General features: G+C 40.1%; 24 protein-coding genes and 1 riboswitch. Of the genes, 16 read left to right on the forward strand and 8 right to left on the reverse strand.

Features of this window, described 5'->3' with window-relative positions:
• Positions 1-48 precede the first annotated feature (48 nt).
• Positions 49-2277, reverse strand: coding sequence for a primosomal protein N' (locus ACTJJH_RS06950; RefSeq protein ID WP_440600923.1), 2229 nt, complete (start codon positions 2275-2277; stop codon positions 49-51).
• 148 nt (positions 2278-2425) lie between these two features.
• On the opposite strand from ACTJJH_RS06950, the gene gspF reads away from it, so the two are divergent.
• The 4 genes from gspF (at position 2426) to ACTJJH_RS06970 (ending at position 5265) form a co-directional block, all read left to right on the forward strand.
• Positions 2426-3631, forward strand: a complete 1206-nt coding sequence (gspF, locus tag ACTJJH_RS06955; protein WP_262762543.1) for a type II secretion system inner membrane protein GspF — start codon at positions 2426-2428, stop codon at positions 3629-3631.
• A 23-nt stretch (positions 3632-3654) separates the two neighbouring features.
• A complete protein-coding gene (gspG, locus tag ACTJJH_RS06960) occupies positions 3655-4170 on the forward strand; it encodes a type II secretion system major pseudopilin GspG (RefSeq protein ID WP_017402575.1) in 516 nt (171 codons plus the stop codon).
• 267 nt (positions 4171-4437) lie between these two features.
• Positions 4438-4782, forward strand: coding sequence for a hypothetical protein (locus ACTJJH_RS06965; protein WP_017398750.1), 345 nt, complete (start codon positions 4438-4440; stop codon positions 4780-4782).
• Between the two features lie 144 nt (positions 4783-4926).
• Positions 4927-5265: a tRNA-binding protein gene (locus tag ACTJJH_RS06970; RefSeq protein ID WP_002114937.1), complete on the forward strand. Its 339-nt coding sequence runs from the start codon at positions 4927-4929 to the stop codon at positions 5263-5265.
• A 1-nt stretch (position 5266) separates the two neighbouring features.
• On the opposite strand, the gene lnt is transcribed toward ACTJJH_RS06970, so the two are convergent.
• Together lnt and ACTJJH_RS06980 are read right to left on the reverse strand one after the other, a co-directional pair.
• Positions 5267-6826 carry an apolipoprotein N-acyltransferase gene (gene lnt / locus ACTJJH_RS06975; RefSeq protein ID WP_086611609.1) on the reverse strand — a complete coding sequence of 520 codons (1560 nt, stop codon included), beginning with the start codon at positions 6824-6826 and terminating at the stop codon, positions 5267-5269.
• Positions 6823-7662 (reverse strand): HlyC/CorC family transporter, encoded by an 840-nt coding sequence (locus ACTJJH_RS06980; protein WP_002114976.1) that lies wholly within the window; start codon positions 7660-7662, stop codon positions 6823-6825. Before ACTJJH_RS06980 ends, lnt begins: the two co-directional genes overlap by 4 nt.
• Before the next feature lie 184 nt (positions 7663-7846).
• Between ACTJJH_RS06980 and tusA the strand changes: the two genes are divergently transcribed.
• The gene (gene tusA, locus ACTJJH_RS06985; protein WP_002053527.1) at positions 7847-8104 is read left to right on the forward strand and encodes a sulfurtransferase TusA; all 258 of its coding nucleotides are present in this window, start codon (positions 7847-7849) and stop codon (positions 8102-8104) included.
• A gap of 132 nt (positions 8105-8236) precedes the next feature.
• Complete coding sequence (locus tag ACTJJH_RS06990) at positions 8237-8617, forward strand: hypothetical protein (protein WP_065184539.1); 381 nt, start codon at positions 8237-8239, stop codon at positions 8615-8617.
• A gap of 43 nt (positions 8618-8660) precedes the next feature.
• Here the strand turns inward: ACTJJH_RS06990 and ACTJJH_RS06995 are convergent, their stop codons facing one another.
• Positions 8661-10373: an electron transfer flavoprotein-ubiquinone oxidoreductase gene (locus tag ACTJJH_RS06995; protein ID WP_005065953.1), complete on the reverse strand. Its 1713-nt coding sequence runs from the start codon at positions 10371-10373 to the stop codon at positions 8661-8663.
• 187 nt (positions 10374-10560) lie between these two features.
• On the opposite strand from ACTJJH_RS06995, the gene ACTJJH_RS07000 reads away from it, so the two are divergent.
• From ACTJJH_RS07000 to ACTJJH_RS07020, 5 genes are all read left to right on the forward strand, one after another.
• Positions 10561-11172: a DUF1285 domain-containing protein gene (locus ACTJJH_RS07000; RefSeq protein ID WP_002114653.1), complete on the forward strand. Its 612-nt coding sequence runs from the start codon at positions 10561-10563 to the stop codon at positions 11170-11172.
• 46 nt (positions 11173-11218) lie between these two features.
• Positions 11219-12085, forward strand: a complete 867-nt coding sequence (gene murI / locus ACTJJH_RS07005; RefSeq protein ID WP_440600924.1) for a glutamate racemase — start codon at positions 11219-11221, stop codon at positions 12083-12085.
• Positions 12086-12201: 116 nt separating this feature from the next.
• Positions 12202-13206 (forward strand): DUF4062 domain-containing protein, encoded by a 1005-nt coding sequence (locus ACTJJH_RS07010; RefSeq protein WP_440600977.1) that lies wholly within the window; start codon positions 12202-12204, stop codon positions 13204-13206.
• Positions 13207-13279: 73 nt separating this feature from the next.
• Positions 13280-14296, forward strand: coding sequence for a ferrochelatase (hemH, locus tag ACTJJH_RS07015; RefSeq protein WP_440600925.1), 1017 nt, complete (start codon positions 13280-13282; stop codon positions 14294-14296).
• Between the two features lie 23 nt (positions 14297-14319).
• Positions 14320-14964 carry an MBL fold metallo-hydrolase gene (locus ACTJJH_RS07020; protein WP_069122127.1) on the forward strand — a complete coding sequence of 215 codons (645 nt, stop codon included), beginning with the start codon at positions 14320-14322 and terminating at the stop codon, positions 14962-14964.
• On the opposite strand, the gene ACTJJH_RS07025 is transcribed toward ACTJJH_RS07020, so the two are convergent.
• Entirely contained in the window at positions 14961-15155 is a 195-nt protein-coding gene (locus tag ACTJJH_RS07025) for a DNA gyrase inhibitor YacG (RefSeq protein WP_069036481.1), read from the reverse strand. The two genes, ACTJJH_RS07020 and ACTJJH_RS07025, sit on opposite strands and share 4 nt — an antisense overlap.
• 87 nt (positions 15156-15242) lie before the next feature.
• Here ACTJJH_RS07025 and ACTJJH_RS07030 point away from each other — a divergent pair, with 87 nt between their 5' ends.
• The 4 genes from ACTJJH_RS07030 (at position 15243) to crcB (ending at position 18182) form a co-directional block, all read left to right on the forward strand.
• Positions 15243-15881 carry an SAM-dependent methyltransferase gene (locus ACTJJH_RS07030; protein WP_081318687.1) on the forward strand — a complete coding sequence of 213 codons (639 nt, stop codon included), beginning with the start codon at positions 15243-15245 and terminating at the stop codon, positions 15879-15881.
• The gene (locus ACTJJH_RS07035; protein ID WP_440600926.1) at positions 15871-17076 is read left to right on the forward strand and encodes a TIGR03862 family flavoprotein; all 1206 of its coding nucleotides are present in this window, start codon (positions 15871-15873) and stop codon (positions 17074-17076) included. The genes ACTJJH_RS07030 and ACTJJH_RS07035 overlap by 11 nt, the downstream gene beginning before the upstream one ends.
• Before the next feature lie 78 nt (positions 17077-17154).
• Complete coding sequence (locus ACTJJH_RS07040; RefSeq protein ID WP_032035408.1) at positions 17155-17565, forward strand: GFA family protein; 411 nt, start codon at positions 17155-17157, stop codon at positions 17563-17565.
• A gap of 45 nt (positions 17566-17610) precedes the next feature.
• A riboswitch (Fluoride riboswitch) is annotated at positions 17611-17677 on the forward strand.
• A gap of 124 nt (positions 17678-17801) precedes the next feature.
• Positions 17802-18182, forward strand: a complete 381-nt coding sequence (crcB, locus tag ACTJJH_RS07045; RefSeq protein ID WP_005065982.1) for a fluoride efflux transporter CrcB — start codon at positions 17802-17804, stop codon at positions 18180-18182.
• A gap of 502 nt (positions 18183-18684) precedes the next feature.
• Here the strand turns inward: crcB and ACTJJH_RS07050 are convergent.
• From ACTJJH_RS07050 to ACTJJH_RS07060, 3 genes are all read right to left on the reverse strand, one after another.
• On the reverse strand, positions 18685-19017 hold the full coding sequence (locus tag ACTJJH_RS07050) for a HopJ type III effector protein (protein ID WP_017398759.1): 333 nt from the start codon (positions 19015-19017) through the stop codon (positions 18685-18687).
• A 251-nt stretch (positions 19018-19268) separates the two neighbouring features.
• A complete protein-coding gene (locus ACTJJH_RS07055; RefSeq protein WP_002114896.1) occupies positions 19269-19523 on the reverse strand; it encodes a type B 50S ribosomal protein L31 in 255 nt (84 codons plus the stop codon).
• Between the two features lie 101 nt (positions 19524-19624).
• Complete coding sequence (locus ACTJJH_RS07060; RefSeq protein WP_320561846.1) at positions 19625-20923, reverse strand: ABC1 kinase family protein; 1299 nt, start codon at positions 20921-20923, stop codon at positions 19625-19627.
• A gap of 255 nt (positions 20924-21178) precedes the next feature.
• On the opposite strand from ACTJJH_RS07060, the gene ACTJJH_RS07065 reads away from it, so the two are divergent.
• A complete protein-coding gene (locus tag ACTJJH_RS07065) occupies positions 21179-22426 on the forward strand; it encodes an SfnB family sulfur acquisition oxidoreductase (protein ID WP_440600927.1) in 1248 nt (415 codons plus the stop codon).
• Positions 22427-22432: the final 6 nt, after the last annotated feature.

Consider the following 22432-nt stretch of genomic DNA (forward strand, 5'->3'; position numbering starts at 1 on the left):
TAAGTGTAAAGCCAAAAAGGCTTCTTCACACCATGATATTCAAATCATCTAATTAAATTCTTGCGGATCAACATCAATTGATAGCCGAAGTTGATGCTGCCGTGGTGCATGAACCAATTGTGACCACCATTGCCTTAAGTAAAAGTGTAGGCGAGCACGGTCAGCAGATAAAATCACCATGTGGGCGCGGTAGCGCCCAGCTTTACGCTCCATAGGGGCTGGAATCGGACCCCAAATATCAACAATTTCACCTGCAATTTGGCGTAATTGTTCCGCCGCTTCATTTAAAAAATGTAAGGTATAGTCACGATCTTTAGATTCTGCACGTATCAGTACTGCATAACGATAAGGTGGCAGCAATGCGACTTTACGTTCCGCAAGAGTCTGTTTAGCAACCGCCCGATAATCTTTTTCGATGAGTGTGGTTAGTAAAGGGTGATCTGGTCTTAGGGTTTGTAAATAAACATGGCCTTTATGTTCACCACGGCCTGCACGTCCAGCGACTTGTACAATTAACTGCGCAGTACGTTCTGGCGCGCGAATGTCGACACTAAGTAACCCCGCATCAATATCTAAAATGGCAACCAAAGTCACGTGTGGGAAATGATGACCTTTTGCCAGCATTTGAGTGCCAAGCAAAATTGTTGGTTTGTTTTGATGAATCCGATCATAGATTTTTTGCCAGCTACCGACACGACTGGTGCTGTCACGGTCAACCCGAATCACATCATAGTCTGGAAATAGTTCTTGTAAGTGCTCTTCAACCTTGGCAGTTCCTGCCCCTAAGGTTTTTAAGCTTTTTTGCTGGCATTCAGGGCAATGGTCTGGCAAGCGATGAACAGTACCGCAGTGGTGGCAGTGTAAATAAGAATAAGGCTGAGTGTGCAACGTAAAATGCGCATCACAATGCGGACAATTTGCTTGCCATCCACAACTTTCACAGACCAGTACAGGTGCATAGCCACGACGGTTTAAAAAGATTAAAACCTGTTCTTTTCTAGCTAGGGTATTTTTAATCTGTTCGATTAAAGGCTGGCTAATTCCATGCTGTTTTTTGACAATTTTAAGGTCAATCAAATGCATTTTAGGTAAAAGCGCATGGCCTGCACGTTGATTAAGTTGCAGTGAAGTTAATTTACCAGTTTCGACCAAATAATAACTATCTATGCTCGGTGTTGCTGAACCTAAAATAACAGGGCAGTTTTGTAAGTGGCCTCGATAAAGAGCGACATCACGTGCATGGTAGCGGAAGCCTTCTTGTTGCTTATAAGACAGATCATGTTCTTCATCTAAGATGATGAGGCCCAAACGTGGCAGTGGCGTATAGATGGCAGAGCGCGTTCCTAAAATAATAGATGCTTTGCCAGTCTGGGCCTGTTGCCATGCCTGCAAGCGTTTGGAGTCATTTAAGCCCGAGTGTAATAGAGCAATATCACAGTTAAAACGTGATTTAAAACGAGAAATCGTTTGAGGGGTTAGACCAATTTCAGGGACTAACACCAGTACTTGCTTACCTTGCTTTAGCACTTCATGCATGATGTGCAGATAAACTTCAGTTTTACCACTTCCTGTTAAACCATCTAATAAAAAGGCTTGGTATTGATGCTGTGCGTTTACGACGTGCTGGGTTGCTTTCTTTTGGTCTTCATTTAGCGTGAGCGGCATTTGTGCCAATTCAACAGGCGATGGGCTAAAGTCGTGCGGTTCAAGCGTACAGTCAACCAGTCCTTTCTTTTGAAGTGCTTTAAGCGTAGCCGTTTCTACACCACTTAAATTAAGAATATTCTCTGTAGTTCCGGCAGGGTGTAATTTTAAAATTTGATACGCGTCTTGTTGCTTAACAGAGCGTTTAAGAAGTGCTTCAACATTATCACATGGTGTGATTTTCCAAAGATGGAACAAAACATCCATCGGTTTGCCCTGACGCAATAACGCGGGTAGGGCAGTTTGCATGACCTCACCAATTGGAAATTGGTAATACTGAGCTGACCATGTCAATAAACTTAAAACTTGTTCATCTAAAATAGGTTGTTTGTCTAAAAGGTCAGAAATGGCTTTAAGCTGAAAGGTGCCTGTAAATGATTCACTTGGATCAACTTTTTCAGTAATGATGCCAATCAGATTTTGGCGCCCAAATGAAATAGCGACGCGTGAGCCTACATGAGCCCGTTCATATTGTGCTTGGGTGAGTGTATAGTCAAAAGTGTCGTACAGATGTACAGGTACGGCTACACGCACACGATAAACAACTGAATCAGGCTTTGGCGTTATGGTCATAGAGGCTCATTTCGTCAATTTTAAAAAACGGCATAGCGTCGTGAAGAGGACTTGGGTATTCTACACAGGCTATAGAACGAATATGAATGATTGCGTAGCATAGATGCAACAGCAGCGACTATTATTTTTGGAAAATTAGAACATTACCATGCCTGCATATCAATTTACTGCCATTGATGCTTCAGGGAAGCAGCAAAAAGGGGTGCTTGAGGGAGACTCAGCGCGCCAGATTCGCCAACAATTACGCGATAAAGCATGGACACCAATTAGTGTTGACCCTGTTGAACAAAAAGATAAACATCAGAGTCAGGGGTTATTCCAAAAAAAGTTCAGTGCTTACGATTTAGCGCTCATGACCAGACAACTTTCGGTCTTGGTTGCCGCTGCTATTCCACTTGAAGAAGCTTTGCGCGCCGTGAGTAGGCAAAGTGAAAAAACACATGTACAAAATCTTTTATTATCTGTTCGTTCTCGAGTCTTAGAAGGGCATTCACTTGCACAAGGCATGCAGCAGTCTGGACGTTTCCCAGACCTTTATATTGCAACGGTGGCGGCTGGCGAGCGCTCGGGACATTTAGATCTCATTTTAGATCAGCTTTCGGATTACACTGAAAACCGCTTTGCCATGCAAAAGAAAGTTCAGGGTGCCATGATTTATCCAATCATTTTAATGCTGATGTCTTTTGGTATTGTGATGGGTTTAATGACTTATGTTGTGCCAGAGATTGTAAAAACTTTTGATCAAAATAAAGATGCTCTCCCGTGGATTACAGTCGCTTTAATGAAAGTCAGCGATTTTATTCGACATGCGTGGGTGTTTATTATTCTTTTTGCAGTGGTGGGTGTTATCGCATTCATACGGTTTTTAAAAACCACTGCTGGACATTATGCTTTTGATCGATTAACACTCAAATTGCCATTATTCGGTAAACTATCACGTGGTATTAATGCTGCGCGCTTTGCCAGTACCTTATCTATTTTGACCCGTTCAGGTGTCCCTTTGGTGGATGCCTTAAAAATTGGTGCAGCAGTGACTAACAACTGGGTTATCCGCGATTCAATTGCTCATGCGGCTGAGCGAGTGACAGAGGGGGGGAACTTAGGTACGCAACTGGAGCGCAGTGGTTATTTCCCACCAATGATGGTACAAATGATTCGAAGTGGAGAGGCATCAGGCGAGCTTGACAGGATGTTAGAACGAGCATCGACCATGCAAGACCGTGAGGTGACGACATTTATTTCAACCTTACTGGCATTACTTGAACCGCTTATGCTGGTTTTAATGGCAAGCATTGTACTGGTTATTGTAATCGCGGTTATGCTGCCAATCGTAAATATGAACAATATGATTTAATAACTTTGATATTAGAGATAATGATGAAGATGGTCATGAAACAAAAAGAGCACGTTAAGGATGCTCAAAAAAACTCAAGCGTAGCTTTCGGACTTGCGGCACGTTCGAGCGGTGCTCGAATGAAGCGTGCCTCAGGCTTTACCCTCATTGAAGTCATGGTCGTGATTGTAATTTTAGGTGTGTTAGCAGCTTTAATCGTACCAAATGTCATGGGGCGTAGTGAAAAAGCTAAAATTGATACGACTCAAATTGCATTAAAGGGGGTAGCGGGTGCTTTAGATCAGTACAAGCTTGATAATGGCCATTTCCCAACCATGCAAGAAGGTGGATTAGATGCTTTGGTTAACCAGCCTGCTACAGCGAAAAACTGGATGCCAGGTGGTTATGTAAAAGGTGGTTATCCTAAAGACAGCTGGAAAAATGATATTCAATATGTCATTCCTGGGGCAGATGGTCGAGCTTTTGACTTGTACTCATTTGGAGCGGATGGCAAAGAAGGCGGTGAAGGTAATGATGCAGATATTTATTATCAACCTTAATTAAAATGTAATGGAGATTATCAATTCAGTTGAAAAGTTAAAATGATAAATACGAATTGATAATCTCTCTCAATCAGAAAAATATAATAACTAACTGAAAAATATAAATTAAAGTTAATATTAATGTTTGAGATTTATAATAAGAATTATTCCCATATTTAATAGTTACAAGAAAGTTAAAATGTAGAGAAAAATAAGCTATATATTTAAATAAAAGCTTTGCATAATAAATAAAAAGCACTTTATTCAATTAAAAGGAGAGATTAAATGAAAGCATTTCTCATATTAGATGAACTGACTCAGTTTCATTGGGTAATGCTCAAGTCTGTCCTATTGATTTTGGGTTTATTGCCGATTGCTGAGGTTTCATTAAAGTTATGGCTGAGTACAGAGGGAAGTAGCCAAATCATGATTGGTTTCTTCGCATTAAGTATTGTGAGCGCATGGTTAATGGTGAGCTTCTTTACTGCATTAAAAGCGAGCGTCTGGCAAGCTAAACAAATCTCTACTCAATATGAGCAATTCCTTTTTAAAGCTTACCGTTATGTACCCATGGTTTTTTTATCGAGTTTAGTTGCTTATTTATCTTTGCAATTATCGATCACTTTTTAATAATATTTTAAAACCAAATTTTAGATAAAACGTAGACTAAACATCTATGTTTTATTTTTTAACTGGACTTAAAAACAGGGTGTTTCTTCATTTGTACATATTATATGCTTCAAATCAGCAATTTAAGAAAATGAGAAATATGAAATGGAACAAATCGAGTGGAATGATTTTTTAAAAGTAGAGCTGCGTGTTGGTAAAATTATTCAAGCCGAGGTTTTTGAAAAAGCGCGTAAACCTGCCTATATTTTACATGTAGATTTTGGTGAAGAATTGGGTGTGCGTAAATCAAGTGCACAAATTACTAAGCTTTATCAGCCACAAGATTTGGTGGGTAAATTAGTTGTTGCCGTAGTAAATTTCCCTAAAAAACAAATCGGACCTATCCAGTCAGAATGTTTGGTGACAGGGTTTCATAACGCAGATGGTGATGTCGCACTTTGTATCCCAGAGTTTGAAGTTCCTCTGGGTACAAAGTTATTATGATTTAGCGACGAGATTTAAAAGAAACGTCAACTTTACGCGGACGATAAACCCAACCTAAAATCAGCAGTAAGACCGCAAATCCTAAAATTGGATAATCACCTAAACGGTTATAAAGAGTTTGACCTTGCATAGCAGGTAAATCACCTCTCAAGACAAACTCTTTATCGATTGGTGCTTGTTCAGTGATATGACCATTTTGATCAATAAACGCTGTTACACCTGTGTTGGTTGCACGAATAAACCAGCGGCCATTTTCTTTCGCGCGCATCTGCACCATTTGTAAATGTTGCCACGGCCCAGCAGTACCCGTAAACCAAGCATCATTCGATACAGTAACCAAGAAGTCGCTGTCTTCTGCATTACGTCTTGTCAGGTTCGGGTAAGCCACTTCATAACAAATTGCAGCAGCAAGCGCATGCCCTTTAATTAAAAGTGGTTTTTGGTCACTCTCACCACGTGTAAAACCGCTCATGCTGATATCATTTTGCATGGCTGGTAATACCCAAGAGAGTAAACCTGAAAGAGGGATATATTCACCAAATGGAACAAGACGCTGCTTTTTATAGAGTCCGCTTGAATCACTGCCAGAAGCCATAATACTGTTGTAATACAGCGGGCTACCAACTTGATGTGATTTCGCAACATCCCAATAAGGAATGCCAGTTACCCAAGCCGTATGGTTCTTTTTCGCTTGTGCATCCATTGCATCCAAAAACGGTTCAATATCGGTTTGGAAAAGCGGAATTGAAGACTCAGGCCATACAATTAAGTCACGACCCCATTCAGATTGAGTCAAACCAGCATAAATTTCTAATGTTCTAACTTGATATTCGGTTAGCCATTTTAAATCTTGTGGAATGTTACCTTGAATGAGTGAAACGCTAAGCGGCTTAGCAGCTTTAGGTTTTACAAACTGAATATATGATGCTCCCCAAGCACCCAAAACCAATAGGGCAGAAGGGATAACCCAAAAAATACGTTTACGCAGAACTTCAACTAAAGCACATGCTAATACAATGACGACGAAGGAAATTGCATAAATACCAAATAGCGGTGCATAACCATCGAGTAAACGTTCAGTAAAAGCGTAACCTACAAACAACCATGGGAAACCTGTAAATACCCAAGTTTTTGCCCATTCGAAAACAATCCAGAGCGGGGCAAAAGTAAGTGGTGTTTCAGGGAAGAATCGTCGGTAAACCCATGTCTGAAATGCTGTAAATAAACCCATCACAAAGGCCATAACAGCAATCATACACACGCTTAGAAATGCATTGGTATCGCCATATACATGGATGGAAGTATAGAGCCAGAAAGCACCTACAAACCATAAACCAAAGCCATAGCTCCAACCAATAGCAAAGGCTTGTTTAGCTGAGCGCTTATGTAATGTTGCATAGAGTAGGGCTGGAGATAAAATTGCCAACCACCACCAATAATAAGGTGCCAGTGAAAAACTGAACACGGCACCTGAAAATAAAGCAATGAGTAAAGGAAAAATTAAAGGAAGCTGTTTTTGTTGTTGCGAAGAATCTAACAGCTTTTCAAAGTATGCTCTCATTGACGTACAGCTCGAATCAGATGAATAGTGCGGGCATCTGCTTCAACGATTGTAAATAACCAATTTCCAAGCTCAACAGTTTGACCTTGTAAATCACTTACCAGACCAATCTCTTGAAGCAATAAACCGCCGACAGTTTCTACTTCATCGTCAGAAAAATCAGCATCTAAAACAGTATTGAAATGTTCGATTGGTGTAAGTGCTTGCACCATCCACGCATTTGCTACCGTATGGTCATTGTCAGGAACAATGTACTGAGCATCTTCATCGACCGTGTCGTGCTCATCTTCAATTTCGCCAACGATCTCTTCAAGAATATCTTCAAGCGTAACAAGACCGGCTGTTGAACCATATTCATCAATCACAATCGCAATGTGAGTCTGAGTATGTTTTAACATGCGCAGTACCTGATCGGAACGTGCACTTTCAGGAACAAATAATGGTTGGCGCATAAGAACTCGAATATCAACTTTGGTATTCGGTTCAGTTAGAAACGGCAACAAATCTTTTGCGAGCAAAATCCCGACAACATTGTCAGGCTGATCGGCAGAGAAGACTGGAAAGCGTGAGTGAGCAGACTCAACCAGTACATCAAGAATATCAAGTAATTGATCATCTTCTTGCAAACTGATCATTGCTGTTCGTGGCGTCATGACTTCACGAATTTTTGTAGCTGGAAGGTCAAGAACGCCTTCAAGCATAGCAACAGTATCTGGTTCTAAAAAGCGGCGTGAATTTTGGACTAATTTTAATAATTCATCACGGGTTTCTGGCGCTGTACCTAACCATTTTCGTAAGCCTCGCATTCCCCACGACGGACTTGGTTCCTCTTGCATGATCTTTCCTAAAGACTCAATGTATCAAATGAATACACAGATCATACCGAAGAAAAGATGCTTATGCATCTATAAAACAAGCTAAAAGACAAAACGTATATTGTTATGTAAAAGCCAGTTACAGTTAACAGCTCAGTAATTTGTTTATGCTAAAATGTGAAAATTCTATTTGTTCGAGTTTGTTATGTCAGAGCAACCCATTTCACCTACTGTACAACTCAATACGCGTGGTTTACGTTGTCCGGAACCTGTCATGATGTTGCATCAAGCCATCCGCAAATCTAAGTCAGGGGATGTGGTTGAAGTCTTTGCAACAGATAATTCGACCTCTTGGGATATTCCTAAATTTTGTATGCATTTAGGCCATGAGTTGTTGTTACAAGAAGAACGCTTAGATGAAAATGGTCATAAAGAATTTCATTATTTAGTGAAGAAAGGTTAATAGGATAATAAGGCTTCTAATAAAGACGATTAGAAGCCATGAATAATTTAACTTTAATTTGAAATGATAATTTTTTACAAATAAGAATCGTTATATAATTTATAAAATTAAGTATATAAATGACGTATAAAAATGAATGATTATTTTGTGAAACGAAGCTTATTAATCTGTCTTTGGTTTTTCACTATTGCTGGTTTATTACATTTAGAGATCTCTTGGTTATCTGAAACTGTTGCTATCATTATTATATGTATTCTCATCGTTTTAGGTTCTATTCTCCTCGGTTATAGAAATACATCTTTTGCTCCTGAACCAAAGATAAAGATGAGTTTGATCTTGCATACAAGGTTTATCGGACTGATGTTAATTCTTGATTTATTATTTGGTAAATCGGTTTGGTACTACGATTTAGCGCGAAACTTTGGTTTTCTTGGCTTATTTTTATTAGGCACATTTATTTTCTATAAAAAGAATTTTAATTTAAACGTAGCAAAAATACCGCCTTTTCAATAAGTGGATACTAATAAAAAAGCCCCGAACAATCGGGGCTTTTTTATTACATATTAGGGTAGTTTGGACCACCGCCGCCTTCAGGCGTTACCCACGTAATGTTTTGAGATGGGTCTTTAATATCACAGGTCTTACAGTGAACACAGTTCGCTGCGTTAATCTGGAAGCGTTTAGAACCATCATCATTTTCCATGATTTCGTAAACACCAGCAGGGCAATAGCGCTGTGCAGGCTCATCCCATTTCGGTAAGTTCACATTCACTGGAATTGAAGGGTCTGTAAGCTTCAAGTGAGCTGGTTGGTTTTCTTCATGTACAGTGTTTGAAATAAACACTGAAGATAAACGGTCAAATGTAAGTTTGCCATCCGGTTTTGGATAGTTTGGCTTAAAGCTTGTTGCATCAACAGTTTTCAATGCAGCAAAGTCTTGCTTCAAGTCATGTAAAGTGAATGGTACTTTAAAGACATTCTGGTCGATAAAGTTAAATGCACCACCCATCCATTGACCAAATTTATGCATCGCTGGGCCAAAGTTACGAGAGTTATAAAGCTCTTCTTTTAACCAGCTGTTGTTAAATTTATCAGTGTATGAAGTTAATTCTTTAACGAATAAATCTTCGCCTTCAGTAACACGTGCAATCGCAAGATCACCGCCTTTTTCTACACCCGCAGCAATCGCTTCAAATACAGCTTCACCACATAACATGCCTGATTTCATGGCAGTGTGTGAGCCTTTGATTTTTGCAAAGTTTAAGAAACCTGCATCATCACCAATCAAGCAACCGCCCGGGAAAGTTAATTTAGGCAGAGAGTTGAAACCGCCTTTCACTACAGCACGTGCGCCGTAAGAAATACGTTTACCACCTTCTAAATACTGTTTAATCAGTGGGTGAGTTTTCCAGCGCTGCATTTCCATAAATGGATACATATGTGGATTTTCATAAGACAAGTCCACGATCATGCCCAAAGTCACTTGGTTGTTTTCAGCGTGGTATAACCACCAGCCACCTGAAGAAGCTGTTTCCGCTAAAGGCCAACCTGCACCGTGCATGACTAAGCCCGGTTTGTGTTTTGCTGGGTCAATTTCCCAAAGCTCTTTAATCCCGATACCGTAGTGCTGAGGATCAGCATCTTTATCAAGGTTGTATTTCGCAATTAGGCGTTTTCCTAAGTGACCACGGCAACCTTCTGCGAAGAGGGTATATTTAGCGTGAAGCTCATAACCTGGAGTAAAGTTATGCGTTGGTTCGCCATCTTTACCAATACCCATGTCACCAGTTTGAATACCTTTTACAGTACCGTCTTCATGGTAAAGTACTTCAGATGCAGCAAAGCCAGGGAAGATAGAAACTTCTAGCTCTTCAGCTTTTTGCCCTAACCAGCGAACTACGTTACCTAAAGAGATCACATAGTTACCATCGTTATGCATGGTTTTAGGAACCATCCAGTGAGGTACTTCTTTAGAAGTGGTGTCTGAGAGTAAGAAGAAAGTTTTGTCTTCAGTTACAGGGACATTAAGAGGCGCGCCTTCTTCTTTCCAGTTCGGGAAAAGTTCATTGATGGCACGTGGCTCAAGCACAGCACCAGACAAGATATGCGCACCTACTTCAGAGCCTTTTTCAACTACACAAACAGAAAGATCGGGTAAGTTTTTTTCAATCGCTAATTGACGGATCTTAATCGCAGCAGATAGACCTGCAGGTCCTGCACCTACGATGACAACGTCAAACTCCATCGATTCACGTTCGATGTGTTCCATGTAGGACTCCTCAATACTTAAAGGTGGCAACCGTCATATTCAGATAATTCGGTGCTGCCGTGAGTGTTTTAATCCATAGGCGCAAATATGCTATTGTGCCTTTTATCGTTTGGGCTAGTATAGTTTTAAACCATGATCTAGCCAATTGGCTGAGTCGTAACATTTTTTCGTCAGCAAGGCATAAACTATGGTAAATCAAAATAATTCACCATCGGATATGGGAAAAATACCGTTATCTGATGATAAAAACTTAATGAACATTGCACAATACTTAAAAGGTGTACAGCAAAGTCACAAAAGGTCAATTCCACCTTTAGAGCAGTGGCATCCAAAGCATTGCGGCAAAATGGATTTGACGGTGAAATCCAATGGAGAATGGTGGCACGAAGGTCAATTAATCAAGCGCCAAGCTCTATTAGATCTGTTTACCAAAGTCCTATGGAAAGAAGAAGGCAAATTCTACCTGAAAACCCCTGTAGAACAAATTGAAATCGAAGTTGAAGATGAACCTTTATTAGTCAATCAGGCAGATCAGGTCGAAATTTCAGGTGAGCAGTTTTTACAACTGACCACCACCAACCAAGATGTAATTTTGGTTGATGCAGAACATCCTATTTTTATGCGTGAATATGCAGGAGAGTTGCGTCCTTATGTGCATGTCCGTTTTGGGATTAATGCGCTGATTCAACGTCAGGCTTTCTATCATTTGGTGAACTATGGAACACTGATTGAAAACGATAAAGGTGAAACCATTTTAGAGCTAAAAAGTGGTAATTTGCTCTTGCAATTAGGCACTTGAGGTTTAAGCTTTAGGGAGTGAAATTTTCTGACACTTCAGTACAGCTATGACCGCCATACAACCTTTATTTTCCGAGCTAGAACCTATGCCTAAAGCATCAGCAGATGCCCCAATTGGTATTTTTGATTCGGGAATTGGAGGGATGTCAGTTGCAGCAGAAATTGCCAAATATTTACCAAATGAACGTATTGTGTATTATGCCGATACTGCCTACGTTCCTTATGGACCACGCTCGGATGAAGAAATCAGGGAACTCACGGCTCGTGCTGTTGATTGGCTATATCGTCAAGGTTGTAAAATTGCAGTCGTAGCCTGCAATACGGCTTCCGCATTTAGCCTTGATCATTTGCGTGAGCATTATGGTGAACACTTTCCAATTGTTGGATTGGTTCCAGCATTAAAACCTGCTGTATTACAGACTCGTTCTAAAGTGGTTGCTGTATTGGCGACGCCTGCTACTTTTCGTGGCCAACTCATTAAAGATGTTGTCGAGAAGTTTGCTGTTCCGGCGGGTGTTAAAGTGATGACCTTAACCAGCCTTGAACTTGTTCCTTGTGTAGAGGCGGGACAGCAAATGGGAGAGGCGTGTTTAACGGCATTAAAAGAGGTTTTACAGCCTGCCGCTGAGCAAGGTGCAGATTATTTAGTGCTCGGTTGCACGCATTATCCTTTCTTAAATCAAGCAATTCATCATCTTTTTGATAACCAATTCACACTGGTTGATTCTGGATTGGCAGTTGCCCGACAAACAGCCCGTATTTTAATAAAAAATGAGTTATTATGTGACCAAATAGGTCAGAATGTTGCACGTATTGAATGTTATGTCAGCGGTAATAATGCTGAGGCACTGCAACCTGTTTTACAACATTTGATTCCACAAGAGTTAACTTGGACACTTCATAATCTGAACTGATCTTTTAGCATCATTTAGAAACTAGTGTTTTTTAGATTTATTATTTTATTTGGGGCGGTTCATGATCTTGGCTGATATTAAGTCACGGACAGATCATGGGGCGAAAGGGTATTGTTATGCTCGATACACGCTATCAGATTTTTATTTCAACATCCGGCCGCGATATGCAGCCAGAGCGGATGGTTCTGTCTCAAACCTTGGTGGGGATGGGTTTCTTTGCTTGGGGATTAGAACAACGAACACCCCTAACCACTACGCTTGCTCGTCGACAAATTGATGAATGTGATTATGTAATCCTACTTTTAGGCAGTCAGTATGGAGAGCAGTCGATTTCTGGTGTGAGTTATTTATCTTTAGAATATGAATATGCGTTAAGTCAGGCTAAACCCATTATTGTGTTCATGCATGAGCAGCCCGAAAGTCGTGAAATACATTTACAAGAAACACATCCACAGCTTAAAGATAAATTTCTCGCATTTAGAAAAAAGTTATTACTTGATGTGAATCATATTTTTTACTTTAAAACTCCACGTGAACTAGAGTTGGCTGTTCGTTTAAATATGCCTTTAATGGTTGAACAGCATATAGGACAAGGTTGGGTTCCTGCTCATCAGGCTCATCACTTAGAAGATGAAATTAAGCTATTAAAAAGTAAAATTTTACAGTTAGAACAGCAATTAACAGAGTCATCAGCTCAAGTAAACGAAGTTGCTCCCCAAGATATTTTTGCATTTGAATATCAAATTCAAGCATTTCAGGATGGGAATTTTAAAGAGCTTAAACGACAACGACAAATGACTTGGTCGCAGTTGTTAAGTATATTGGCAAAGCAGTTTGAAACAGCTACTCCAGAAGAGAATTTTGGGACATGTTTAAATGAATATTTGAATCAGGCTGGCCTAGAAGATGCTCGTCAGGAGTTACCTCGTGCTCATGCTGTCGCCTGCGCTCAGATTAACCATAAGGCATTGTTTCGGATAAAAAAGCAAATGCAGTCACAGGGCTGGATTGTTCCAACTCAGACTGAACAATCCTATAGCTTATGGAAAGTCACAGCTAAAGCTCAAAAGTTATTACTTAGCTATAAATGGAGCCATCGGGGCATTCGATTAAAAGCTTAGAGCGATTCAATTTATATATGACAATAAAAGCTGTTACATTAGTGACATAAGATGAATTGAAAGGCATTTACACATGTCGTTTGAACAAAAACCGAAAGTTACTGTCATTTTAGCGAATTTAGGTACACCGGATGAGGCCACTATTCCTGCGGTTCGCCGTTTTCTAAAGCAGTTTTTATCTGATTCACGTGTAATTGAAATACCGAAATTCATTTGGTGGATTATTTTAAATCTGTTTGTTTTACCTTTTCGCCCAAAAAGGGTAGCAGATGCCTATGCTTCGGTATGGTCAAAAGATTCGCCCATGCGTGAAATTGTGTTTGAGCAAACTCAACGTATTCAGGCTTATTTGCAGCGAGAAAATAATCAGTTTGATTTAACCGTGATACCGGCGATGACCTATGGTAATCCCGGTATTGATACAGTTTTAGAAAAACTGGCAGCTAACCCGCAAGAGCATGTCATTTTATTGCCTTTATTTCCTCAATATTCAGCCACTTCTACAGCACCGTTATATGATGCTTTTGCCAAATGGATTCCAGCCCAGCGAAACTTGCCAGGTCTAACAATTATCAAAGACTACTATCAGCATCCAATGTTTATTCAGGCATTGGCAGAAAGTGTTTTAGCTTATCAAGAGCAACATGGTAAGCCTGAAAAACTGTTGATGTCATTTCATGGTATTCCACAGCCTTATGCAGACAAAGGCGACCCTTATGCAGATCGTTGTCGCATTACAGCAAAGTTAGTCGCTGAAGCCTTACATTTAAAAGATGATGAATGGGCAATTAGCTTCCAATCACGTTTTGGAAAACAAGAATGGGTGAAGCCTTATACAGATCAGCTTTTACAAGATTGGGCGAAGCAAGGTGTTAAGTCTGTTCAGGTATTAAGCCCAGCTTTTTCTGCCGATTGTTTAGAAACACTTGAAGAGTTAGCTATTCAAAATGCAGAGTTGTTTCAAGAAGCAGGTGGTGGTAGCTATGCTTACATTCCTGCTTTAAATAGCGATCAGGCTCATATTGATTTGCTTGCAGGTTTAGTTCAGGCTAATCTTGATGCCCTTACCCATACCTTAGCCCACCGTTAATTGCGTTTTAGCCAGAGGTTCTTATGTTGCAAGTCAAAATTGTTCCAGTTACTGCATTTGCCCAAAATTGTTCCCTTGTCTGGGATAGTGAAACAAAAGAAGCAGTTTTGATTGATGCTGGCGGTGACGCTTCAGTTTTGATGAAAGAAGTTGAAGCCTTAGGTTTAAAGGTGAAAGCTCTTTGGCTCACTCATGGGCATTTAGACCATGCAGGAGCGGTGGGTGAGCTTGCCAAAGAATGGAACGTTCCAGTTATTGGGCCACATAAAGAGGATCAGTTTTGGCTAGATATGATTCAGGAAGTTTCAGCACGTTATGGTTTTCCAATTCCACAGCCTGTAAAAGTCGATCAATGGCTTGAAGGTGGCGAAGTGCTAAAACTTGGCGAAGATGAGTTTGAGGTACGTTTTGCTCCCGGCCATACGCCAGGACATGTCATTTTTTATAATAAAAATCATGGATTGCTGTGGACAGGTGATGTCTTGTTTAAAGGCTCAATTGGCAGAACAGATTTCCCGCGTGGTAATCACGATCAGTTGATTGAATCGATTAAACGTGAATGTTTTAGTCTGCCAGATGATACTCAGTTTATTTCTGGACATGGTCCGATGAGTACCATTGGCTATGAGAAACAATTTAACCCTTTTGTTGCAGGTAAAGCGGGTTAATCCTCGTAATCATCTTCATTTTGACTACCCTTGTCATGCTGAGGCGCATCTTGGGTAGGCAGTCTATATTCATCATTTGCCCAGGCACCTAAATCAATTAATTTACAGCGTTCAGAGCAAAATGGACGAAATTCGTTACCTTCCCAAACACTTGGTTCACCACAACGTGGGCAGGGGAATGTACGTGGCATAAAGCGATATCCTCAAAGTGAAGAGAAATAGATTAGGCAAAAGTCAGGTGACTTGTTAGACTTATGCCGATTTTTATTTAGTTTGATGTGATTATGCAGATTCGTCAATTTCAAGCACAACGTATGCAAGCGCCTCGCGATTTTACCCAAATTGAAAATACCCCGATTTGTGTAGAAATTGGAGCGGGCAAGGGTAAACATGCTTTGCTTTTTAGCGGGCAACAGCCGCAGCACACATTGTATGCAATTGAACGAACCCGAGAAAAATTCTTGGCAATGCAAAAACAGCACGGTCTGGAGCCAAGAGATAATTTAATTCCTGTACATGCAGATGCTTTACCGTGGGTAGTACATGCTCTACATCCTGCTCAAGTTGAACATTTCTTTATTCTCTATCCAAACCCAGAACCCCATAATCCAGCACAGCGCTGGTTGAATATGCCATTTTTTGAGTTCTTAATTTCTCGCCTGCAAACAGGTGGAACCATTACTTTGGCAAGTAATATCCCTGAATATATTGAAGAAGCTGAACAACAATTAATTAATGTTTGGAAGCTGCCTTATCAAAAAGAAAAAATTGCTCAAACATCTGCACGTACTCATTTTGAAATTAAGTATTTAGAACGTGGAGAACTTTGCCAACAGCTTGTGATCACTAAACCTGAAGGTTACAGCACACGTTTTGATGAGTTTGCCCCATTACAAGGTCAAGTGCATGGCGAATAAGCGGGTTGCCATTATTGGTGCTGGTCCGGCTGGTTTAATGGCAGCTGAGGTACTGAGCCAATATGCTTATGAGATTGATGTATACGAGCAAAAGCCTTCAGCTGCACGTAAGTTTCTGATGGCAGGTAAAACAGGGTTAAACATCTCGCATGCTGAACCATTAGCGCAGTTTATTGAGCGCTATGACCATGCAGAATGGCTTAAACCATGGGTTGAAAAATGGGATGCAGTCTGGATTCAAAGCTGGATGAAAAATCTGGGAATAGAATCCTACGTTGGCACCTCAGGTCGCATTTTTCCTGTCGAAATGAAAGCGGCACCTTTACTGCGTGCTTGGCTAAAACGTTTGGCAGAACAGCAGGTTAAATTCTTTTATCGTCATCGTTGTATTAATTTGCAAGGCACAACGGTAACTTTAGAAAACCAAAATAATCAAAGCGCTGAAACCTTTACCCAGCAATACGATGCAGTAGTATTGGCTTGTGGTGCTGTGTCTTGGTCACAATTAGGTAGTGATGGTGCTTGGCAGCAATGGATGGATCAATCCAATATTGAGCCTTTCCAGCCAAGTAATGCTGGTGTACTTCACACTTGGTCAGCTTTTATGGAAAGTTGTTTTGGTGAGCCTTTAAAACGTATCAATGCGTGGGTTGATCCTAGTCAGATTACACATGGCGATATTGTGATTACTCACTATGGTTTAGAAAGTGGTGTTATTTATAAACTTGGACGTGCTTTACGAGAGCAGCAAAAACAAGGGCAAAGCTTAAATTTGTTTTTAGATTTATTGCCTGATGTAGAGCTTACACCGTTAGTTAAAAAATTACAGGTTAGTAAAAAACAATCGCTCACCAATATCTGGCGTAAAGCAGGCTTAGACACGGCCAAGATTAACTTAATTCGAGAAGTTGTTGATAAAGAACTATGGAACCAACCAGAGGCTATGGCTCAGCGAATCAAAGCGCTTCAAATTAAGTTAGAGGGCTTTAGACCAATTGAAGAAGCGATTAGCTGTGCTGGTGGTGTTAAGCAGAATGCACTAACTGAAAGCTTAGAGCTTAAACAAACTTCAGGTGTATTCTGTTGTGGTGAAATGCTGGATTGGGATGCTCCTACAGGTGGATATTTACTTACAGCATGCTTTGCTACAGGGCGAGCGGCTGGTGAAGGCGTGCATTCATTCTTAGAGAAATAACAGGATAATTTGATGCTATGTTTGATAGGTGAAAAGTGTTATTTTTGAGCGATCAATAATAATAGGATTTACGAGCACATGTCTCAAGCTTCAACAGTTTATCAAGGAAGTTGTTTATGCCAGGGTATTCGCTATGAAATTAAGGGCGATATCGGAGATATTATTCAGTGTCACTGTCAAAGATGCCGAAAAGCTAATGGAACAGCATTTGCAACGAATGCTCCTATCAACAGTACAGATTTTAAAATTACCCAAGGTGAAGACCTAGTCAAAAAATTTGCTGTGAACGGTGTGTACCGCTGGTTTTGTAGCGAATGTGGTTCACCGCTTATTAGTTCTCGTGATGCGCAGCCTGAATTATATCGCTTAAGAATTGGCACACTTGATACACCATTAGACCAAAAACCGACTATGCATATTTTTGCTGCTTCTAAGGCAGAATGGGAAAGTATTTGTGACGATTTACCACAATTTGCTGAACGCCCATGATTTTAAAAAGTATGTTTAAATCAAATTCAAGATGATCTAATATACTTAAAACAGGGAGATGGCATTCCTCCCTTGAAAAACCGCCATATTGGCTAATGATGCCTACGTTACCCTCATGTATTTATATCGCTGGGTACGTAGGTTATTGCGTACTCTGCTTATTCTTGGAGTACGCTGTGTCATATTTCCCTTCATTATTTTTTGCTCTTTTAGCGTCTATCTAAAGGGGTGATCCTATGTATTACTCTCTACTTTCAATTGCTTTAGGCTCAGTTCTAGGGGCGTGGTTGCGTTGGTTTTTAGGTTTAAAACTCAACCCGATTTACCCGCAGATTCCACTGGGTACTGTCACTGTTAATTTGGTCGGTGGTTTTATTATTGGTTTTGCAATTGCCTATTTTGCTCAAAGTGATTTAAGTCCGAACTATAAGCTTTTTGTGATTACTGGTTTCTGTGGTGCTTTAACTACCTTTTCAACGTTCTCGATTGAGATCGTCACTTTATTACAAAGTGGTAAGTTGGGAATGGCGATGTTGGGGATCTCCATCCATTTAATTGGATCATTAATTTTTACGTGTTTGGGGTTAGCGACTTATCATTGGGTAGCGGGGCATTGAGTTTCTATATTTAAGAATTGACCATGATTTCAAGTTGTGAGAGCTCATCGAAGTTGAGTGTTGGGTAGGATTTTCACGACGGAGTCTTATCGTTGAGTTATCTAATGGAAGCAGCTAATTAAGTTACTTTGGTTTTGCCCAAAGTAACCAAAGGCATCTGTCATTCGCAGAACCTGTTCACTGAATCCATTTATCTTATGCTTTGCAAAAACGATCTTTTATTGACACCACGCAGGCTGCGAATGACGTTATCGCGTATCGAATGTAAGGGGCTAATAAAATAATTAAGAAAAATAAGGCATTTACTATCGTGACAGACGGCATGGATGCCGTCGTTTCGCTGTGCTACATGGATGTAGCATCAGCGCAACAAAGGATTTTTGTTACTTTTCATCCTTGAAAAGTAAGCTTAGCCTATACAATCCATCATTTGGATATCACTTCCATTTAAGGCAATGCTCATAATAAAAATTAAGTCGTTTCTATTATTTATTTAAATCTATTACTTTTCAGTTAAAGCTTGACCTTCAAACTTCACACCATCCCAACCATTTTGCATAAACTGACGAATATTTTGATGATCAGTTCCTTCTGGTGTAGCCAATACAGATGCGTAGTGTTCTGCAAATAAACTTAAAGTTTGTGCTTGGTCTAACCCTTGTAACTTGGCAAAAGAGAAAACTTTTGCACTGCCTTGATTTTCAGTAGCAGCGTTTTGCTGTGCACCATTTTGAAAAGCTGTTGGAGTATGTTGGTAACGTGCTTCAATATGAGCTAAAACGTCTGAAAATTTTGCTGTGCCTGCTTGTAATTGGGCAAGTAACTCTTGTGCCATTATCTTAAACTTCCTAACAAATGAGGGCTTAAGCATAGCATCGAATAGGCGCTTTGGAAGCTTGGCAATTATAAAAATTGAGGGGTTATTGAAAAAAAACAGAAGAGTTTTTAGACAACTTGTGGATAAGTTTTCTTTTATACACAGTTTAGAAATGATGAAAAAATACACATAAAAAAAGAAGCCTAAGTGGAGGAGATAGTCTTAGGCTTCCAATGTTTTAAGTGTATTGGTCAAATCTTAACGCAAGATTAACTCTTACGATTAAAGCGAGCGAAACGTTTATTGAAGCTTGCTACACGGCCTTCGTTACTTGCTTGACGTACTTCACCTGTGTAGAAAGGGTGTGAGGCACTTGAAATATCAAGAGTGACATAAGGGTAGACTTTCCCTTGATATTCTTTGGTTTGTTTAGACTGAAGAGTACTACCAATTAAGAAGTACACGTCTGCATTGGTGTCATGAAATAACACTTGTTGATAAGCAGGATGAATATCTTTACGCATGAGAGATTGTCCTAAATTATTTTTGATTAAAGAAATGTTATAACATAACAATTAAAAAGTCAATGTAACCCATAAAGGGCTACATTGATCAGTAAATTAAGTTAGTTAGAAGGCGGTACAAGCTCTTCAAATAGATCGTTTAGATTGTCATGAACTTTTAAGTGAATCAGGTTCCAGTAATGCCCTGAAATGGTTCTGTTGACCATTAAAGTATCTGGTGAGGGTTTAAAGACATCCCAATACTTCAAAGATTTTTTCACAAGTAACATGCCATCATGGTGTGATGAGTTTTCGGCGAAATCATAAGTAGTGGTAAGCGGACGTAATAATACTTCAATCCAGAGTTTATATAGATCACTCGGGAATTTGCCTTTTTCAGCAAGTGAATGTAGTTCAAATAATTCTGTTTCGATCAAATCGATATTTTCATGGCGAGCTGCATTTACTAAGCGTTTAAAGTGCTGCACGATTTCATTTGAAAGCGTTTTAACACTGCCATAGTCATAAATAATGACACTGCCATCTTGGCGGAAAGCAAAGTTACCTGGATGAGGGTCACAGTGAAAACGTTTTAAAAAGAACATTTCCTGACCTAAAGCACGAATCAAGCGGCGTCCAATGGTATTTCGAATTTCGATAGGCCAAGCGCTAGCAGTTTCAATACTGTCACCTTGTTCGAGACTCAAGGTTAAAATACGTCTTGAAGAGTAATCTTTATAAACAGTCGGGATGATAATTTTGTCATCTAATTGGCTATGGAATGTTTTGAAAACTTCAAGGTTTTGAGCCTCGATTTCATAGTTAAGCTCTGCTGACAGACTATCTTGAATCTCTGCAAAAAGCTGATCTTGCAACTTTTTATCAATTTTAAGTACACCCATTAAGCGAAGTGCCAAACGTACTTGTTTTAAGTCACTTTCACAGGCCTCATCAACACCCGGATATTGCACTTTAACCACAACTTGTTCGCCACTTGGCAGAACAGCTTTGTGAACTTGCCCAATCGATGCAGCAGCAAAAGGTTCTTGTTCAAAAGATTTAAAGGCAACATTCAGCGGTTTTCCAAGCTCACGTTCCACTTGTTGTTGAATAGCGGCAAAGGGCATAGGTGGAGCTTGGCGCTGTAACTTAGAAATTGCTTTAGCGACCTCGGGTGGGAAAATATCTTTATATTGTGATGCAATTTGGCCGACTTTCATGACGGCACCTTTCATTTCACCTAAGGTGTCGGCAATTTGCAAACCAATATCCTGAAATAACTTGGTTTTTGAAGCCAGCTTTTGCTCTTCATCTGCGGTCAAGTTTCGAATCGAGTTAGAAACGGTTTTCGTTGCAATGCTCGCGGTCATTCCTGCAAGTTTCATAAATCGTTTGCCGGGTGAACTTGCATTCTTTGCCATATCTTCGATACCTCATTGACTACAACATAATATTGCCTAGTTTGATCATAGGTGACAAAGCTTAAAAAGCCTATATGAAATTGTTTATCTCATGTAAGAAATTTTTCGAAAAACAAAATGTTATTTTTATAGTAAAAAATATGAAAAGCTTGTGAAAATCCATTTCATAAACAAAGCTTTAATATCTATAAAGTGCCTGTTTTTTTGGTGGTAATGTGAATGACAGGTTAAATAAAAATAGAGATAACAAAAGTTATGACAAGTTTAAGTTCGGCCCATGGGCGGTCTCAGGCGGTTCCTTTATCTGTGTTTGAGCAGTCAAAAGATGCGCATATTATTCGTTCTGATGAAGAGGCAATTGAGCTTGCCAAACAACTTGCTCAAGAGTTTGCACAAGAAGCATCTGAGCGAGACAAAGAGCGCCGTTTACCTCTAAACGAAATTCAACAGTTCTCACAAAGTGGCTTATGGGCTATTACGGTTCCCAAGCAATTTGGTGGTGCCCAAGTTAAATATCGAACCTTGGCTGAGGTCATCAAAACAATTGCGAGTGTTGACCCATCTCTTGCACAGCTTCCTCAAAATCACTTGGCTTTTATTGAACATTTACGCCTTGATGCAGGCCCAGAACAACAACGATTTTTCTTTAACTTAGTGTTGAGAGGGATTCGTTTTGGCAATGCCTTTTCAGAAAAACATAGCAAGACGGTAGCCGACCTCACTACCACATTACGAAAGACCGAGCACGGTTATGAAATTAATGGCAAGAAGTTCTTTGCAACAGGCGCATTGCTTGCACATTGGGTTCCCATTGTCGCTGTAAATGAAGAGGGGCAACCTTATGCGGCGCTAGTTCCTCGGGAAACTTCAGGGGTTAATATTATTAATGACTGGTCTGGTTTCGGACAAAGAACCACAGCCAGTGGTACCGTTGAACTTAATCAAGTTCCAGTACGTGAAGAATATCTAATTCCGATTTATCAGGCTTTTGAGCGTCCTACCCCAGCAGGTGCAATTTCACAATTTATTCAAGCTGCTGTTGATGCTGGTATTGCACGTGGCGCAATTGAAGAAACAATTCACTATGTCAAAAATCATAGCCGTGCATGGGTCGATTCAGGTTTGGAAAAAGCCAGTGATGACCCTTACACAATTGCAAATATTGGTGATTTAAAAATTAAGCTGCGTGCAGCAGAAGCGGTATTAGATTTAGCAGGAGATGCGATCGATCAAGCAATTGCCGATACGACAGAAGAACATGTAAATCAAGCGACATTACTAGTTGCTGAAGCAAAAGTACTCACTACAGAAGTTGCGATTTTAGCAGCGAATAAGCTTTTTGAGTTGTCTGGAACACGTTCTACTTTGTCAGAGCTTAATCTGGACCGCCATTGGCGTAATGCGCGTACTCATACCTTGCATGATCCAGTGCGTTGGAAATATCACATTGTCGGTAATTACTACCTCAATGGCATCCATCCACCACGTCATGCATGGAGCTAAAGTGAA

It is taken from the genome of Acinetobacter sp. 22301 (assembly GCF_052045285.1).
GTDB lineage: Bacteria > Pseudomonadota > Gammaproteobacteria > Pseudomonadales > Moraxellaceae > Acinetobacter > Acinetobacter pittii.